This window comes from Capilliphycus salinus ALCB114379 (assembly GCF_047276495.1).
GTDB lineage: Bacteria > Cyanobacteriota > Cyanobacteriia > Cyanobacteriales > Microcoleaceae > Capilliphycus > Capilliphycus salinus.
The window spans coordinates 2852053-2869646 of the sequence record NZ_CP178543.1 but is presented as its reverse complement, the minus strand read 5'-3'; the positions used below and the strand labels follow the sequence as shown (position 1 = coordinate 2869646).

At 44.1% G+C, this 17594-nt stretch carries 11 protein-coding genes; 5 read left to right on the top strand and 6 right to left on the bottom strand.

Annotation, left to right across the window (positions count from 1 at the left end; all coding sequences use genetic code 11):
- The first annotated feature begins 162 nt into the window (after positions 1-162).
- The 4 genes from ACL6C3_RS11880 (at position 163) to ACL6C3_RS11865 (ending at position 5587) form a co-directional block, all read left to right on the top strand.
- On the top strand, positions 163-1611 hold the full coding sequence (locus tag ACL6C3_RS11880) for a sensor histidine kinase (RefSeq protein ID WP_413167376.1): 1449 nt from the start codon (positions 163-165) through the stop codon (positions 1609-1611).
- Between the two features lie 58 nt (positions 1612-1669).
- On the top strand, positions 1670-2287 hold the full coding sequence (locus ACL6C3_RS11875) for a class I SAM-dependent methyltransferase (RefSeq protein WP_413167375.1): 618 nt from the start codon (positions 1670-1672) through the stop codon (positions 2285-2287).
- Positions 2288-2407: 120 nt separating this feature from the next.
- Positions 2408-2743 carry a cupin domain-containing protein gene (locus tag ACL6C3_RS11870; protein ID WP_413167374.1) on the top strand — a complete coding sequence of 112 codons (336 nt, stop codon included), beginning with the start codon at positions 2408-2410 and terminating at the stop codon, positions 2741-2743.
- A gap of 174 nt (positions 2744-2917) precedes the next feature.
- Positions 2918-5587, top strand: coding sequence for a tetratricopeptide repeat protein (locus ACL6C3_RS11865; RefSeq protein WP_413167373.1), 2670 nt, complete (start codon positions 2918-2920; stop codon positions 5585-5587).
- A gap of 499 nt (positions 5588-6086) precedes the next feature.
- On the opposite strand, the gene ACL6C3_RS11860 is transcribed toward ACL6C3_RS11865, so the two are convergent.
- The 6 genes from ACL6C3_RS11860 to psb27 all read right to left on the bottom strand — a co-directional run bounded on the left by ACL6C3_RS11860 (position 6087) and on the right by psb27 (position 15066).
- Complete coding sequence (locus ACL6C3_RS11860; protein WP_413167372.1) at positions 6087-8636, bottom strand: GAF domain-containing protein; 2550 nt, start codon at positions 8634-8636, stop codon at positions 6087-6089.
- A gap of 292 nt (positions 8637-8928) precedes the next feature.
- A complete protein-coding gene (locus ACL6C3_RS11855) occupies positions 8929-10062 on the bottom strand; it encodes a glycosyltransferase (protein WP_413167371.1) in 1134 nt (377 codons plus the stop codon).
- 408 nt (positions 10063-10470) lie between these two features.
- Positions 10471-11331, bottom strand: a complete 861-nt coding sequence (locus ACL6C3_RS11850; RefSeq protein WP_413167370.1) for a prohibitin family protein — start codon at positions 11329-11331, stop codon at positions 10471-10473.
- A 102-nt stretch (positions 11332-11433) separates the two neighbouring features.
- Positions 11434-12645, bottom strand: coding sequence for an RNA-guided endonuclease InsQ/TnpB family protein (locus ACL6C3_RS11845; protein ID WP_413167369.1), 1212 nt, complete (start codon positions 12643-12645; stop codon positions 11434-11436).
- A gap of 211 nt (positions 12646-12856) precedes the next feature.
- Positions 12857-14470, bottom strand: a complete 1614-nt coding sequence (locus ACL6C3_RS11840) for a hypothetical protein (protein ID WP_413167368.1) — start codon at positions 14468-14470, stop codon at positions 12857-12859.
- A 197-nt stretch (positions 14471-14667) separates the two neighbouring features.
- Positions 14668-15066, bottom strand: a complete 399-nt coding sequence (gene psb27 / locus ACL6C3_RS11835; RefSeq protein ID WP_413167367.1) for a photosystem II protein Psb27 — start codon at positions 15064-15066, stop codon at positions 14668-14670.
- Between the two features lie 294 nt (positions 15067-15360).
- Between psb27 and ACL6C3_RS11830 the strand changes: the two genes are divergently transcribed.
- Positions 15361-17571, top strand: coding sequence for an alkaline phosphatase D family protein (locus tag ACL6C3_RS11830; protein ID WP_413167366.1), 2211 nt, complete (start codon positions 15361-15363; stop codon positions 17569-17571).
- The last annotated feature ends 23 nt before the right edge of the window (positions 17572-17594 follow it).

The window sequence follows — 17594 nt, the reverse complement described above, 5'->3', positions numbered from 1 at the left end:
AGTTTAAGTTTTAGTTAAGTCTAGATTAATCTTAGAAACCTTTAATGCAAGCTTTTCGATCTTTCTTTAAAATAAAAGAGAGTCTGTAGATTTTCTGTATATTTAGGGTGGATCTGCGCTGCTATAGTGTAACAAAATCTCGCGCCTTCGATCAACCAACCCATGCTAAACACCTATTCCCCCGATCGCTCTAACATCATCGAGTTCAACCGTTCCCCCCAGAATCTTCATCTAGAGTCAAGTTTACAAGATCTCTCCCTGTTTGATCTGCAAGTCGATATCAATCAAAAGGGAATCATTTTAACTCAACTTTTTGAGTCTGACTCCACCATTCCCGGTGTGATTTTAATGAATGGAAAACAGTTCATCGGGATGATTTCTCAACGGCGATTTTTTGAACGGATGAGCCGTCCCTATGCGCGAGAATTGTTCTTGGGCCGATCGCTTCATGTGTTCTATAATGTTGCGAAAATGGAGCTATTATTATTACCCGGAAATACCCCCGTTGTTGAAGCCGCCCAACAAGCGATTCGCCGTTCTCCCCATCATATTTATGAACCCATTGTCGTCCAAATTTCCCCGAATCAATATCAAGTTTTAGACGTTCAACAACTGCTGATCGCTCAATCTTGTATTCATCAACTCGCGACAGAATTACTCCGTCAAAAAACCCAAGCTCAACTGATTCAAACCGAAAAATTAGCAAGTTTGGGTCAAATGTTGGCGGGAGTTTCTCACGAAATTCGCAACCCCGTCGCCTGTATTATAGGGAATCTTCAGTGTCTCTCTGATTATTATCAAGATTTAATGGGTTTGCTTGAAACCTATGAACAAGAATTCCCCCAAGCTTCCCCCTCTATAAAAGACTATAAAGAACAAATTGATTTTGGATTGATTCAACAAGATTTACCCGAAGTTTTAGACAGCATCAACCTATCTTCTGAGCGACTCATTCATCTGGTCAACAGTCTGCGAGGGTTTTCCCGAACCGATAGTTCAAAACCGGAAAAAGTCGATCTAAACTACTGCTTAGAAAACGCCTTACTCATTTTAAAAAATCGAATTAAAAAAGGCTTTAACCTCGTTAAAAACTATGGTAAAATACCGCCAATTTATGGCTATCCCAATCAACTCAGCCAAGTCTTTATAAATATTATTTCCAACGCAATAGACGCCCTAGAAGACATTAGCCAAGAACATCCCCACCTCGCGAAAATTACAATTACTACAGAAATTCGAGACTGTTCAGAAGGAGAAAAACAGACGCTTAAAATCGAGACAGACTCCCCACAAATCCCCCTATTATACCATTCTGATTATTTTGAACCTGCCCGTTCACCCCATTCTAATTGTGACTGCAAAACCGAACCCTCCAATTCTTTACCTTGCTGTATTTCAATCCGAATCGCAGATAACGGCCCTGGAATCCCACCCGCTATTTTAGACCGCATTTTTGAAACCTTTTTTACCACAAAAACCCCGGAAAAAGGAACGGGTTTGGGCTTATCTATCAGCCATCAAATTATTACCGACAAACACCGGGGTCAATTAAATGTAACCTCCCAAGTCGGACGGGGAACCGAATTTGAAATTTTGTTACCCATTCTGTAAAATAAATGGGTGAACTGAGTTATAAAATCTCAGATGCCAATGTAAGGAGATTGCAAGAATGGGTTTTTATAGCCGAGTTATTTTACCTCGTTTGCTGGATTGTACAATGTCCGATCCAGCTTTTGCTCAATACCGTCAAAAAGTCCTAGCCCATGTCGAAGGAGAAGTTTTAGAAATCGGCTTTGGGACGGGATTAAACCTCTCCTATTATCCCCATCATATCGAAAAAATTACCACAGTAGACCCCAACTCCGGCATGAACAAACTCGCCCAAAAGCGAATAGAAGCCTCAACAATTAAAGTTGAAAATCGCATACTCAATAGCGAAAACTTACCGATGGCTGACTCGACGTTTGATAGCGTCGTTAGCACCTGGACACTCTGTAGCATTGCCCAAGTTGAAAAAGCCTTACAAGAAATATATCGAGTGCTAAAACCGGGCGGAAAATTTTTCTTTGTCGAACACGGACTCAGCGACAAACCCAACATTCAAGTCTGGCAAAATCGCCTGACTCCCCTGCAAAAACTCATCGCCGATGGCTGTCATTTAAACCGCAATATTCAGCAGTTAGTCGAACAACAATTTAATTCAATTTCCCTAGAAAAATTCAACATCGAAAACTTTCCCAAAGTTGGCAGTTACACCTATATGGGAGTGGCAACCAAAACCGAATAACTCAGTTGATAGCAGTTTTCCCGCTTTGTGAGGTACAAAACTTTATGCAAGAGGCAAGAGGCAAGATCACAAATATATACCTCATGTCTTCAAAAAATCCTATAAAATAAAATAAATACCATGAAAAATATCTACACTTTAAGCGAACCCCTTCCCAACTCCGAACAATTTGAACCCATCATTAAAAATCAATCTTTATTAATAGAACGAATAATTTCCACCGGACAAACCACCCCCGAGGGCGAGTGGTACAATCAAGAACGGGATGAATGGGTCATGCTTTTGCAGGGAGAAGCCACCCTTTCTTATGCCGATGGTTCGCAAATTCAACTCAAACCGGGGGACTATTTACTGATTCGCGCCCATCAAAAACATCGAGTAGAATACACCAGTACCAACCCCCCTTGTATTTGGTTAGCCATTCACGGGAATTTAAACGAGAATTTACAATCTTGAGGGATTTCCGCTACAATTGAAAAACCCCAAAGACTCCTTTATCTTGAGGTTTGAGGGATGAAGTTCGGCATTCTACCCCCGACAAAGCGCATTTTTTACGACCATGATTCGGTAAACTAGAAAAAATTGAGATTGCAGTCGCCATCAAACGGGACTGGCGAGGCAAAATCGACCTTGGCACATCCATTACGGGCAAAAGGAGTTGCGATGAACCGTCAAAATCAAGCAGTGTTAACCTTAGCGTACAGAAGCGGTGTTTTGCTCTCAACCATCCTACTGTTATTGGGTGTCGCCAGCCCCTCGTTCTCCCAGTCACCCGCACCGACCGGCGACCCCGAACCGGAAACCGAAGTCCTCACCCCCGAACAAGAACTCGAACAGTTGCGACGGGAACGAGAAATTCAAGAGGGCGTCCAAGCCGAAGCCAACCGCATTTTTAGCCGCACCATGATGCTGTTTAACCTCCTGTTGGGGGTTTTGGTGGTGTTGTTGGGGGCGGGTTTGGCGGCGTTGTGGGTGCTGCGGCGTTCCGTTATCCACGAAGTCACCGGAATTGTCGAAACTCACCTCAACGAACTGGGAGATTTAGAAAATCGCATTTCCTCCGCCAACCGTAAAATTCAAAGCGTTCTGCGCGATACCGATACCCACTTAAACGAACTTTATCAGCATTCGGATGAGTTTCAAAAAGAACTGGAATTAGAACGGCAAAAAATTGATGAATTGCGTTCCCAGTTATCTCATTCTCAACAGCAAACCATCGCCGAATTAGAACATCAAATTAAACAGGCTATCCAAGAACGCAAACAGTTAGAAAGCAAATTTGCCGCCCAACTCGGCGAACTTCACCAACAGGCCAGACACCAACAAGATGAGATTATACAACAATTACAACAATCCAGTCAAGGCGTGATCTCCGAGTTTGCCCAACTGCAAAACCAAGTCAAAACCCGCCAAGACGAAACGCTGAAGAATTTGAATTCCTCCCAAAGCGAATACTCCAGCCAACTCTCCGAACTCAAACAAACCGCCCAACAACAACGAGATTTAGTCATCCGAAATATCGATCAGTTGGGAATGGATTTGACCGAGAAACTCTCCGGTTATGAAAGCGAAGTTCAAAGCCGAAAAGACGGAACAATTCGCAACTTAGAACAGGCTGAAACCGAATTTTCAACCCAGTTATCCGAACTGCAAAATTCGGCCCAAAGTCAGCGGGATTCCATCCTGCAAAACCTGCGTCAGTTGGAGTCCGATTTTCAACCCCAACTCTCAGAAATTCGCAGCCAAGCCGAACAAAAAGCCAAACAACGTACCGATGAAATGCTCGCCAATCTTGACAACTATGGCGGCGAATTAGAAGCCCAACTCACCGAAGCCCAGGGTAAAATTCAAGAGCGAGTTCGAGAAAAATACAACACCCTCAAACAGCTAGAAGCCGAATTGATTGAACAGGTTAAACAAGCCCAGTCCGGCGTAGAAACTCAAAAAGATCAGCAAATTCAGAATTTCAAACAATTAGCAGCAGAATTTGTCGAACAACTCTCCCAGTCCAAAACCGGAATTGAAAGCGAAAAAGAACAACAACTTCAGAATTTACGACAATCTTCTTCTGAATTTATTGAAGAATTATCCCAAGCAAAATCAACCACACAAGCCGAACGAGAACAGCTTCTCAAACAGTTTCAAGCCTCAGGAAACGAACTCGAAAGCGAACTTTCGGCGTTTAAATCCGATGTTCGCACCCGTCGCGATGCTACCTTTGAACGATTAGATCGCTTTGAAACAACACTCGCCCAACAGGTAGAAGAAATCAAAGCCGACGCCCAAAACCAGAAAAACAAAATCCTGCAACAACTGTCGGAATTGCCAGGAAATATTCAAGCCGAACAGGAAAAAGTTCTCAAACAATTATCCGAATTACAAGCCAATGCAGAAGCCGAAAAAGCGAAAATTCTTAAGCAATTAGCCGAGATTTCTCCGGCGTCCATTGCAGAAGGTGCCGTTGCGGAAATGTTGGAAAAAATTAAAGCCCTTTCCGAACAGCTTGAACGTCTCAAATCTAATCAACCCGAGTTATTTTTAAGCGCAGAAGACGTTGAAAATCAAGGAATGAGTTTGATTGGAGAAGGAAAATTTGAAGAAGCTTTTGCGATGTTTGATAAAGCCGTTCAAATTCAACCCAACCGTCACACCGCTTGGTTAAATCGGGGAATGAGTTTGCGACGAATGAAGCGTTTTCAAGAGGCGATTAGTTCCTACGATCGCGCTATAGAAATTGATCCGAATTATCGTCAAGCTTGGATAGATCGGGGCGTTGCGTTGGGGATTTTACAGCAACATCAACAAGCCTATGAATCGTTCGATCGAGCGGTACAAATTAAACCCGATGATGCGGTGGCTTGGTTAAACCGGGGGATGGCTTTACAGGTTTTAGAACAGTACGAAGAAGCCGCAATTTCCTTTGAGAAAGCCACAGAATTCGATCCCAATTCCGCGAAAGCTTGGAATTATAAAGGCTATACGTTGATGAAGTTACAGCGGGATTTAGACGCCGTAGAAAGTTTAAATCAAGCGATGAAATTGCAACCGAAATATGCGGATGTTTATTACAACCTGGCGAATTGTTATTCCTTGCAAGGAAAGTTTGATTTGGCGATGGAACATTTAGAACAGGCGATCTCCCTCAATCCCCGCTATCGAGAAGAAGCCATGAGCGATCGCAATTTGGAACGGGTTGTTAAGCGTTTGTTGCGCCCTCGCAATGGGGAGAATAATCGCAATTCAAATAATGGTCAGCCTTCCTCGGGTCCGATTAATATGACCGCTCGCAGAATTGAATAAATAAAAATTGATTACTGTAGGGGCGGGTTCTCCCTGGTATTTGTCACCGGAAATAAATCTTTCTAAACCCGCCCTGTAACCCCCATAAAACCTGAAAATTGATTATTGTAGGGGCGGGTTCTCCCTGGTATTTGTCACCGGAAATAAATCTTTCTAAACCCGCCCCGTAACCCCCATAAAACCTAAAAATTGATCATTGTAGGGGCGGGTTCTCCCTGGTATTTGTCACCGGAAATAAATCTTTCTAAACCCGCCCCCTAATCCCCATTAAATCCCTTAAATTACAGGGGAATTGTTGATAGGTTTGGGGCGGGTTTATTCCAATTTATACTCATTAATAAAGATTGTCTCGAACCCGCCCCTACAATCGCCATTCAATTAATTGTTTAATTATTAATTAATTTTGTGGGGACGGGGCGGGTTTGCTGAGATTTATACTAATTAATAAAGATTGTCTCGAACCCGCCCCTACAATGGTGCCATATTTTTTCTACTTTGTCTATTTGGTTGTCATGGTTTGAATTCCATCCCAATCTTCTGGCGGTTTATTTTCCAGATATTGAAGCGATCGCATAATATAAATCTGCACCACATGGTCGGCTTTGCGAAGATCTTGAGCGGTTTCAAAATGTTGAATCGCCTGTTTAAAATCACGGTTTAGATAAGCTTCCCGACCGCTATTATAATACTCTAGAAAACGTTCGGTTTGCGGACTCAAAGACTCCGAACGGGCATCGATCAATTCATAAATACTAACCGCTTGATTTTTTCCTTTTACCCGCACTCTATCTAACTCTCTCACCCAAATTTTATCGCTACATAAATGATAAGTCATTTCGCTTAAAATAATATCACAACCGTAAGTTTTAGTCAATTGTTCAAGGCGAGAACTTAAATTGACCCCATCGCCAATCACAGTATAATCCATCCGTTTTTGCGAACCAATATTACCCGAAACCACCTCACCCGAACTCATCCCAATACCAATTTTAATTTGCGGTTCATTAGGACGAGAACGATTAAACTCTTTCAGACGCCGACGCATATCTAAAGCCGATTTTACCGCCATCCAAGCATGATTTTGTCGCAAAGGAAGCGGCGCCCCAAATACCGCCATCAACGCATCCCCAATAAACTTATCGAGGGTTCCTTCGTGGGAAAAAACCGCCTCAACCATCGTTTCAAAATATTGATTCAATAACGCCACCACATCCGACGCATCGAGATTTTCAGTAATCGTTGTATAGCCCCGAATATCCGAAAATAAAATAGTAACCTCCTTGCGTTCACCCTTCATTAACCCATCTTCACCCAACGCCATCACCCGTTCCGCGACACCCGGAGTCATGTAACGATACATGGTGGTTTTCATCCGTTTTTCGCGGCTAATATCTTCAAGAACAACCAACCCCCCTCGCACACCCCCTTCCGGGTTTGTTAGAGGATTAACAGTTAAATTAATACCCCGTTCAATAGGTTGAATTTGATCGGGATCGGTGGTGAGAACATTTTCCGGTTCTCCCCAGACCAAATAAACCTCAGAGTTGTGACGTTCAGGAACCACTAAAACCGGAATTTCATCATCATTTTCCCATTCTTTTTCCGGGCGTTTAACCAAACCAACCGTTAAGGTTTGTTCGGGAATAAAATGTCTCGCACCGTGTTTTAAACTCGTTTCCAACCACAACTTTAAATTTTCAATCGGAACCACTTCCCAAATTAATCGACCCTTAAGTTTATCTTCCCAAAACTCCCGAATTGGTCGATTTTCGGCTTTGCGTCTCGGACAGCCTAACAGTTCCAAAGCCGCATCATTAATGGTGACAATTTTTCCCTGCATATCCGTCGAAATCACCACATCAGAAAGACTTTGCAGAATATCCTTCTGATATTGTTTTTCGACCATCACATTCTCAAACAGTTGAGCATTTTGTAACGCAATCCCCGCCTGAGCATTAAACGCCCGTAAAAACGCTTCATCCGAGTTAATAAAACTGCCTTTATGTTTATTAATTAATTGCGTCACCCCAATCAATTCCCCCGCCGAATTGTAAACCGGCATACAGAGAATATTTCGAGTTCTGTAACCCGTTTGTTGATCGACGGAAGGATCGAAACGAGGGTCGGTATAAGCATCGATAATATTTAAAACTTGACCCGTAGAAGCCACAAAACCCGCAATTCCTCGATTGGCGGGAATGCGAATTTCCATCATGGTTCGGCCATCAGCTTTGGCAACTTTTGACCAGAGTTCATTCTTCTCTTTATTATATAAAAATATCGTACTGCGATCGGCGTGCATCAACCGACGAGCTTGCTCCATTACCAACAGCAACGTATCTTCTAAATCTAAACTTTGACCCAGAGTATTCGTTGCTTCCAATAACGCCGCCACACCCCGTTGATTTCGAGCCGCAATATAAAAAGATTGGCAACTCTCTAAAATAATCCCAATCGAATCGGCAAAAGCGCGAAATTGCTGTTCATCCTCCTGATTAAACGGCCCTTCTGATTTATTCAAAAGACGCACAACCGCCACAATTTCCTCGGGATTTTGAGAGCTAAAAATCGGCATACAGAGAAGATTTTTAACCGAATAATTCAGAGGTTGATCGACCTCAGGATCGAACAAACGGCTGGCGTGAATATCCGCCACATTCACCGTTTCACCCGTATTCGCCACATGACCGATAATTCCCGCATTCATCGGAAAGCGAACTTCTTGGGTTTCCCCGGTTTCCTCTTGAACTGTTTTGTACCACAGTTGATTTTTACTGCGATTAATTAAGAAAATCGTCGTGCGATCGGCTTGGATAATTTGACCAATTTTGAGCGTGAACGCATCAAGAAGTTGTTCGAGGAGTATTTCAAGCGCTTCATTATTAATTAAATCAATCGCTCGCAGAAATTGTTGAAACTCTGCGGTGATAAAATCCAGTATACAGATGAACTCCCCAATTGGCATATTCTTGACACGATCTGCCAACAAACCCATGCGATCGACTTGAGTCAATGTAGCGAGAATGCTACCAGCATTAGAAAAGGTCATGGGAGGGATGTTTGTTCAACGAAGATGGCAAATCAGAGATTAGCTTGGGTGGAAGCAGCAAACCCGTTAACACAGAAACAGAAAACTCCGAAATCGATACCCCGAAGTGTTGAGGAAATCCTAACTCAATCGGTACTCAATTCAATTAACATTTGTCAGATTGATAAAATCGGCTAATATTACAAATTGAGATTGGGAAATCGTTACAGAGATCTGACCCCTGTTTGCTGACAACGGGCTACTGTTCACAACTGCCATTTTCTCTGTCTTCAGTCTAAGCGTCCAGACCAAACTAAGCAACTGATGGCAGAACATGACGGTTCAAAACCGCTTGATAGTAGCGTCGCAACTGCTGAGTCGCCGCAGACCATCCCCAACGTTCCGCTTCTTGGCGGGCATTTTGGCGTAAGGTTTCCCGTTCAAGCTGATGAGAAAGTAACCGTTGAGTGGCTGAAATCGCCCCCTCCTCATCGGTTGGATCAAACAGATAACCATTAACCCCATCGGAGACAATATCGGGAATACCTCCCGAACGAGCCGCCACCACCGGAGTTCCTGCGGCCATCGCCTCCAGCAACACCAAGCCTAAAGTTTCGGTACGAGACGGGAAAATAAACGCATCAGCGCAAGCATAAGCATCCGCCAGATCCTCTCCGCGCAAATACCCCACAAAATGAGTCGGAGTTCCAGCAAAATGTTCTTCTAACGTTTGACGGTTCGGACCATCACCCACCAACGCCAGACGCGCATTCGGAATCGCTTCTAAAACCGGTTTTATCCGATCAATTTCCTTTTCCGCACCCAAACGTCCGACATAAAGCAATAAAGTACAATCCGGGTGGCCTTCGGTTAAGCGATCGCGCATTTTCGCCGTAGCTTTGTGAGGTTGAAACAGTTCCGTATCAACCCCCCGTTGCCAGAGATCCACCCGTTCAATACCATGAGAGCGCAATTCTTCGACCATTGCCGTGGAAGTACAGAGGTTCAAATCTGCTTGATTGTGAGCCGAACGTAATAGTCCCCAAAGAACCTCTTCCAACATCCCCAAACCGTAGTGATGCAAGTATTGAGGTAAGTGAGTATGGTAGGACGCAATCAAAGGCAGATTCAACTTTTTAGCATAATATAACCCACCCAACCCCAAAACGGCAGGATTAGCAACATGAATCAGATCCGGTTGAAACGCCTCAAGTTTGCTCCCCACACCCGGATGAGGAATGGCAATTTTTAACTCGGGATACATGGGTAAAGGAAAACCCTCCACCCCAAAAATTTCACATCCCTCGTACTCTTTGAGTCCCCCTTCGGGAGAAACAATCAAAACTTGGTCGCCAGCCCGATGCAAATGATCGACCGTGTGACACAGCCGCGTGACAATGCCATCTATCTTCGGTAAAAAAGTTTCCGTAAAAAGAGCGATTCGCATAGAAAATAGCTTCTGAATTGAGAATCGATAATCTTAGCCCTATCATCATCTCAGAATTTGCGACCGGATACACATACAGTCACTCATTACCAGTCACCAGTCACCAGTTTTACAGTCACTCATTACCAGTCACCAGTCACCAGCGCGAACTCGCGACTTGGCGGAATGGTCGCGAGCGCGAACTCGCGACTTGGCGGAATGGTCGCGAGCGAAGTTCGCGATCGTAGCGAAGTTCGCAAGAGAGTTATTAGAGTTGACAGTAAACAGTTTCTCCTGTCTCGGTGTCTCGGTGTCTCGGTGTCTCGGTGTCTCGGTGTCTCGGTGTCTCCTGAACTCCTAGAGTGAAAAACCCGATTTCTGTGAGAAACCGGGATGAGATAATTAGCGAGGATTGACATTCAATCAAACTTACCGGGCAATGGCGCCTTCGGAAAACTCGCTCAAATTAAACAAAAACGGTACACTGCTGTTAGAATCTCCACCGAGAATCAAAACATTCGGCATCTGCGATCCGCCCTGTCTCCAAGCTTCAATCGCTTCTTTTTGTAGAACTAACTGGCCCCCTTGATTTTTCAAGGTTTCCGCTAACAGACGTTGGGCTTCGGCTCTACCTTTGGCCCGGTTAATATCCGCTTGGGCTTGTTGTTCGGCTTCTCGGGCCACATAAACCGCCCGTCGCGCCCGTTGTTCGGCAATTTGTTTTTCTTCAACCGCTCTGGCAAACTCGGGCGAAAACGTTAAATCTACGACACTGGTATCTAACACCACAATGCCATACTTATCTAACCGACTATTGAGCGCTTCATCAAAGTCGGCCTTGAGTTCGTCCCGTTTGGTGATCGCTTCTTCAATCGTTCGTTTTGCGGCTGCAATTTTAAACGATTCTTGGGTTTGAGGCGCGATCACCTTAGAAACCACATTTTGCAGAGTTCCCTGTTCTCGCCGTATTCTCACCACCTGTACCGGATCGAGGCGAAAGTTAATCGCAAAACTCGCCGAAAGTTCTTGTAAATCCTTTGTAGAACTCTGGGCCGGAACTTCAAACTTTTGTACCGTGACATCATAAATATCAACGGTTGAAACCAGAGGGGGCTTAAAATGTAGACCCTCTAATAGACTGCCATCTTGGGCTTTCCCTAAGATACTCAACACTCCCGCCTGACCCGGATTGATAATTACAAACGAATTGAGTCCGACTAAAAGAGCGCCTGCGAGAATAATCCCTAAGATAATTGCAGGTAGCCCCTGCTGTGGTGCTGCACTTTTCAATGTTGGAACTCCTTTTTCATACAACGGTTTGAGTAGAATTCGCGATCGCCGATCGCCATCAACAAACCTTTCACAAACCTATTTAGTTTGACACTCCACGCCCTAGAAGGACGTGGATTCTTCATTCATAGACCCAACTTGCTCTAACAGGATTGCTCCAGCTAAAGTAGAGGTCGAATCTCCTGAAGCGTTCGAGTCTTTGACCCAAGTTCCGCTATGCCCTAGCGTACTCAAAGCTAACTTTAGGATGTTGATTGCAGCGTTCCAATCTCTATCTAGCGTGAACCCACACTGACAAACATGGGTTCGAGTTGACAAAGATTTCTTAACTACTGCACCACAGTTAGAGCATTCCTGGGAGGTATAAGCACCGATGACGGCAACCGTTACCTTGCCAAATTTAACCCCAAAATACTCCAGCCATTTCCTAAATTGATACCAACCAGCATCATTGATCGACTTGGCGAGACAATGATTTTTGACTAAATTTTTAATCCTCAAATCTTCATAGGCTACCAAATCGTTGGATTGGATTACGCAACGCGCTAGTCTCTTAGCGTGTTCTTCACGTTGCCTACTTATCTTGAGGTGTACTCGTCCTAGTCGATTAATGGCTTTCTTCCGGTTGGATGAGCCAATATTTTTGCGAGAAACGCGCTTTTGTCTAAACTTCAGCCGTTTCTCGCCCTTTCGATAAAATCTAGGATTAGGTTCAGTATGACCCTCTGAATCTGTATAAAACTCTTTGAGTCCGACATCCAATCCAATCGCTTTACCTGTTGGCTGTGTGTCTACTTTGTTTTCTGCTTTGATTAAAAACTGAACATAGTAGCCATCAGCACGTCGAATCAGTCTAACCCGTTTGATTTGTTCGGGTTGGTAGAAATTTAAATCCCACGTTCCTTTGAGTTTAAGCTTGCCAATATTTTTGCCATCGGTGAAAGTGATTTGCTTAACTGTTTCCGAGAGCTTCCACCCAGAAGTTTTGTACTCCACTGAGCGACAGTTCTTCTTGAATTTAGGGTAGCCCTTCAAACCCGGAATACCTTTTTTACAATTATCGTAGAACCTAGCAATAGCAGAATAAGCTCTTTCAATCGAAGCTTGACACGCACTAGAGTTTAAGGTTTTGGCAAAGGGGAATTCGTCTCTAAGTGCCTTGCTGAGACGATACAAATCTTTTTGTCCAACCCCTGAGTTATCGATCCAAAAGCGAATAGCTTTATTGCGGATAAACTGAGCGGTTCTGATCGCCTCATCAATGGCACTGTATTGACTTGTCTTCCCTTTAGCCTTAAACTCTAAGACAATCATTTACGTGAGATGAACCTACGCAAAACACTCTAACACAAAGTCGCCCTAGAAGGGCGAGGCTTTAGACCCAAGTTTTTCGGTAACTGACGCTACTATTAGATCTTAAAGCTTTAGAAGATTGGCAGACAATCACCCCTGTAGGGATTAAAAACCCGGTTTCTTTGAGAAACCGGGTTTTTGGGATGTACTTCCCTATCTCCCCATCTCCCTTTTACCGTTGACAAAACTTGCGCTGTCGGGTGAATTCCGGATCTTGCCAATCATAAGAATAATGGCTGATCGCGTTAATTTGGGGCAGTGTATTATGAATATCTTGCATCTGACTCTCCAACGACGGACGATTATTAAAGGCTTTTCCCCAATCTCCCGCTAACGCCGGAATAATTTCCGTCCCCGAGGGCGCTTGAGTTACAACCGTTTGCACCTGCGACACAATACAGCTAGTATTTCCACAAACCCCATAGGACATCGGATGCCATTCTATCCGACTTGAAAATTGATCCCAAGGTTGCAAACGCGAGTCAAACCCCTGTTCACGAATGCGACGGTTTCCTTCCGGGAAAAATACCGCCCCCGCAGACAAGCCACGCTGTTGAACCGTTTGACTGGCTAACCCCAAAAACTCTAAAATTCCCTGTTGAGCATGAGCCACACTCAACCGCCATAACTGCTGTTGTAGGCTTTCTCCCATGAGCGGTAACGATGCCAGAGGAGTTAAAGCTTTTTCATCTTGCCAAAGTGGATTATCCTTAACTTCAGAATCGCGATCGCTGGTTTTAGAATTGGGATCTTGAACTTGAGAATTCGGCTCTTTTGTTTCAGAATTCGGCTTTTTGGCTTCGGGATACAAAGCATTAACCTGTTTAATATCCGTTTCCGTCAGATAACCTTGATTCAAAAATCGCCGCATCAACTCTTTTCCCTTGTCATTGTTCCCCCGTTGTAGAAACTCCCGTTGAGAAGCATCCCCATAGATCCACAAATCTTTCACCTTAGCCGCCACAGAAGCCCCTCCTAAGCCCTTTGGATAGCGAACATAGTCAAATAGCACTCCTTGGGGACGACGGCTTAAAATCGCATTTAACAGGGTTTGGTAGTCTTGACGGGCTTGGGGGTGATAAGGATCGACAAAACCTTGATTGGTATAACTTTCGCCATAATCATTGCTATCACTTCCCCCCGCTATTGCTGTAACTGTCGTTTCCCCGTTTCCGTTGCGGGCTAGAACGTCTTCTCGATCCGCGCGCAGGCTGTAAGTATAACCAAAATTCAGCAAAAACGCCCAAGCATAAACTTCTAACCCCCGTCTTCTTCCTTTTTGAACCGTTTCCCCATATAAATCAATATTTTCGGTTCCCGGCGATCGCAATACAGACGGCCAAGGGGTATTATTTTCTGAGGCGGGAAGTAACACTTGACCATCGTAGAACACTTCCAAATAAACTTTGTTGTAACCTCGATTAACAATATCATCTAAAATCTTATCTATCGCCCCCGGTTGAGCATCGCAAGGATACAACCTCAGCCAAATGGCTTGATCTTTCAGCCAGCTTTGACGGCGACATTGAAAAACAGCTTGAGCGTGTTGGGTTAAAAGATCTTCATATTGCTTTTGCGCTTCCTGGCTCGAACTTGCCGCCAGACGCATACTTTCTTTTAAGGTAATCTGTTCGGGGGAAAGTTGACAATAGGGTGAAACTTGAGCAAAACTCGGTAACTGATCCAAAAACGGACCGATCAGCAAACTGATAAAAACACTGACAATTCCATGAGTCTGTCGCTGTAATTTTGTCGGATTTTGAACAACTTTTAAACAGTGATTCATCAATTTTTGGGACAAATTCGACATCGGGTTCAATACCACTTGCATCTAACCACTTCACAAGATTATTCATGCTAATGGCGCGACTTCAGTATTTCTATTCCCCCAGATTTTCGCCTCGCCTATTACCAAAACTACTAAAGATGATTTTCCCCGCCTCATGTTAGACGGGGAGACACATAAACTGGGACGTTAAGCTATCAAGCACCCCGCTTGACAGCCGCTTCAACTTGATCAAATTCCTGTTCAAGACGCTCTTTTAATTTCTCGGGTACAGGACGGTTCGGGTAGGAGCTATAATGTCCAGCTAAACCGTTTAATGCAGTCCGCATGGTCGTAAATGAGCGTAACTTCGCGATCGCCGGATCGCGACGATAGCGAGACGCAAACTCATTGATCAGCACACGGGCTTTGGCTTGGGCGGGTGCTTTCTCGGGTGAGTCTTCGGGTAACTCAATGGCGGTTCGCAAGCTTTGAACGACCGCTAAGGTATCCTGTTGATAGTTTCCGCTTAAACCATCGCCAGCACTACCGCAACCATATAAGCACAGCGCAACGGCTAATACAAGAGCCAACAAGCGTGAAAAGTAATTTTTCATAGGATTGGTTTACAGTGGCCTGTGAAATGTCAAAATTATCTAACATCCTACCGTGTTTACAGTCACCAGTCACTCATTACCAGTTTTACAGTCACCAGTTTTACAGTCACCAGTCACCAGTCACCAGTCACCAGTGTTTTCAGTTGTCAGTTTTCAGTAACCTCACGACTTCTGACTTTTGACCTCACGACTTCCCACCTCCCCGACACTCAACACGGTCACGCCTCCGTTTGCTGTAAAATCAGATTTTGTTGAAATATTGATGAGATTGGGTGTAGGGGGAAAGTCAACAGTATGGCGATTATTAATGGCGATGCGGACAATAACCTTCTTAACGGAACTTCCGAAGCCGATGAGATTTTTGGTTTTGCAGGCGATGATACTCTTAACAGTTTAGAAGCAAATGATACCCTCAACGGTAACGAGGGAAATGATATCGTTTCGGGCAATATTGATAATGATATTGTTCGGGGCGGTCAAGGAAATGATAATCTAGTTGGCGATCGCGGAAATGATATTCTCTTTGGTGATTTGGGAGCAGATACATTAACGGGCGGAGAAGGTGAAGATATTTTTGTGATCCGACCCAATTCTACTTCTAATTCGGCAGAATTCACAGATAATATTAACGATTTTATTGACAATCAAGATTTAATCGGTTTAGATGGGATTAACTTTTCAGATTTAGAGATGATTGCCGGCGAATCAAACGAAACTGTAATTCAAAACCGTCTAACCGGTGAAACTTTAGCTTTGTTATCGGGAATTAACCCCAGTCAACTAACTGAAGCCGATTTTACAAATACCCTTAATCCTCTCTCCGATACAACCTTTATTAACGGTTTAGCGAGCGGAGACACCACACAAACCTCGACCGTTTTATGGACTCGCAGTTTAATTTTAGGGCCGATTTCTATCCAAACCGCAACCGATCCCAACTTTGAAAATATTATAGCCGATTCGACCGTAAATGTCACCGATACCAACGCACCCGTCAAAATCGAACTCACCCAATTAACGCCCGGAACCCAATATTATTATCGCATCACCAACGCCAGCGGAGAAGAACAAATCGGTCAATTTAAAACCGCCAATGAGGTGGGAACTCGCGAAGGTTTGCGCTTTGGAGTTTCGGGAGATTTACAAGGCGCATTAGCCCCGTTTGTTTCCCTAAAAAATGCCGATGAACGGGATTTAGATTTCTTCGTGCAGATGGGAGATATGATGGAAGCCGATAGCGAGTCTGAGGCGTTACCGGGCGTTACTCAAGCCAAAACGTTATCTGAATTTAGAACCAAACAAAGTGAGATTTATTCACCTCGGTTTGGGTTGAATACTTGGGCAGATTTACGAGCAACTACTTCAGTATACGGCACTTGGGACGATCACGAAATTACCAATGATTTTGCTGGCGGTGCAACCCCCGCAGATTCTCCTCAAAGACAAGATATTTTCGGAGAGGCAGAAAACGGGTTTGTGAACGATACACCTGTATTTGAAGTGGCGTTACAAGCCTTTCAAGAATACTTTCCGTTGCGGGATGAATTCTACGGGGAAACAGGCGATCCCCGCACCGCCAACGAACAAAAAATTTATCGTTATAATACCTTTGGAAGTGATGCGGCGACTTATGTTTTAGACGTGCGTTCGTTTCGGGATGCACCGTTACCTTTTCTCAGCGAAACTGCGCCTTCAGAAGATGTTATTGAAGTGTTTACTGATGCTTTTGAACCCGATAGAACGATGTTGGGTGAAGCGCAATTAGAACAGTTTAAACAGGATTTGTTAGCCGCCCAAGAAGCAGGAATTACGTGGAAATTTGTCTTTTCAACGGTACCGATGCAAAATTTTGGCATTCCTACAATTGGGGACAGGTGGGAAGGTTTTGCCGCAGAACGAGCAGATTTATTGAATTTTATCGAAAATAACAATATTGAAAATGTGGTGTTTGTTACCGGAGATTTTCACGGAAATGTTGTTAATAATGTCACCAATCAACAATTTCCGGGCGGGCCAATTACGCCAACAAATGTATTTGATATTATGGTTGGTCCGGTGGGGATTCAATTAACTGTTCCTTTCCTTCCAGCACCGTTTAATCAGACATTTGCGGCGCCGTTTGGTCCGGCGACTGTTGGGTTTACGCCGGAGAGTTTATTAGCCGAACAAGGAAAATCTCAAGCCGAATATTTAGCCCTAACCGATAGAGCGGAACAAGATCAATTTGTGCGAGAAGTGTTAGACTATCGGACAGAGACTTTATTCGGTTACGATCCGATTGGTTTAGAAGGTTCTCCCATTGATGCAAACTTATTGCAAGGGGAATATATTGCGGCTCATACTTACGGTTGGACGGAGTTTGAAATTGCTCCCGAAACTTCAATATTAACCGTAACAACCTACGGCGTTCCTCCCTACACCGAAGCGGATTTATTAGCCAATCCCGACCCCATTTTAGCAGCAGAACCGTTTGTTGTCAGTCAGTTTGAAGTGACTCCGATGTAAACCATCTAAAGACGAATTATAAT

What these genes read in the sequence shown, in the direction of transcription:
- ACL6C3_RS11855 (WP_413167371.1), bottom strand. Translation starts at nt 10,062, where the DNA reads ATGCGAATCGCTCTTTTTACGGAAACTTTTTTACCGAAGATAGATGGC.
- ACL6C3_RS11880 (WP_413167376.1), top strand. Translation starts at nt 163, where the DNA reads ATGCTAAACACCTATTCCCCCGATCGCTCTAACATCATCGAGTTCAAC.
- ACL6C3_RS11875 (WP_413167375.1), top strand. Translation starts at nt 1,670, where the DNA reads ATGGGTTTTTATAGCCGAGTTATTTTACCTCGTTTGCTGGATTGTACA.
- ACL6C3_RS11840 (WP_413167368.1), bottom strand. Translation starts at nt 14,470, where the DNA reads ATGAATCACTGTTTAAAAGTTGTTCAAAATCCGACAAAATTACAGCGA.
- psb27 (WP_413167367.1), bottom strand. Translation starts at nt 15,066, where the DNA reads ATGAAAAATTACTTTTCACGCTTGTTGGCTCTTGTATTAGCCGTTGCG.
- ACL6C3_RS11830 (WP_413167366.1), top strand. Translation starts at nt 15,361, where the DNA reads ATGGCGATTATTAATGGCGATGCGGACAATAACCTTCTTAACGGAACT.
- ACL6C3_RS11845 (WP_413167369.1), bottom strand. Translation starts at nt 12,645, where the DNA reads ATGATTGTCTTAGAGTTTAAGGCTAAAGGGAAGACAAGTCAATACAGT.
- ACL6C3_RS11860 (WP_413167372.1), bottom strand. Translation starts at nt 8,636, where the DNA reads ATGACCTTTTCTAATGCTGGTAGCATTCTCGCTACATTGACTCAAGTC.
- ACL6C3_RS11870 (WP_413167374.1), top strand. Translation starts at nt 2,408, where the DNA reads ATGAAAAATATCTACACTTTAAGCGAACCCCTTCCCAACTCCGAACAA.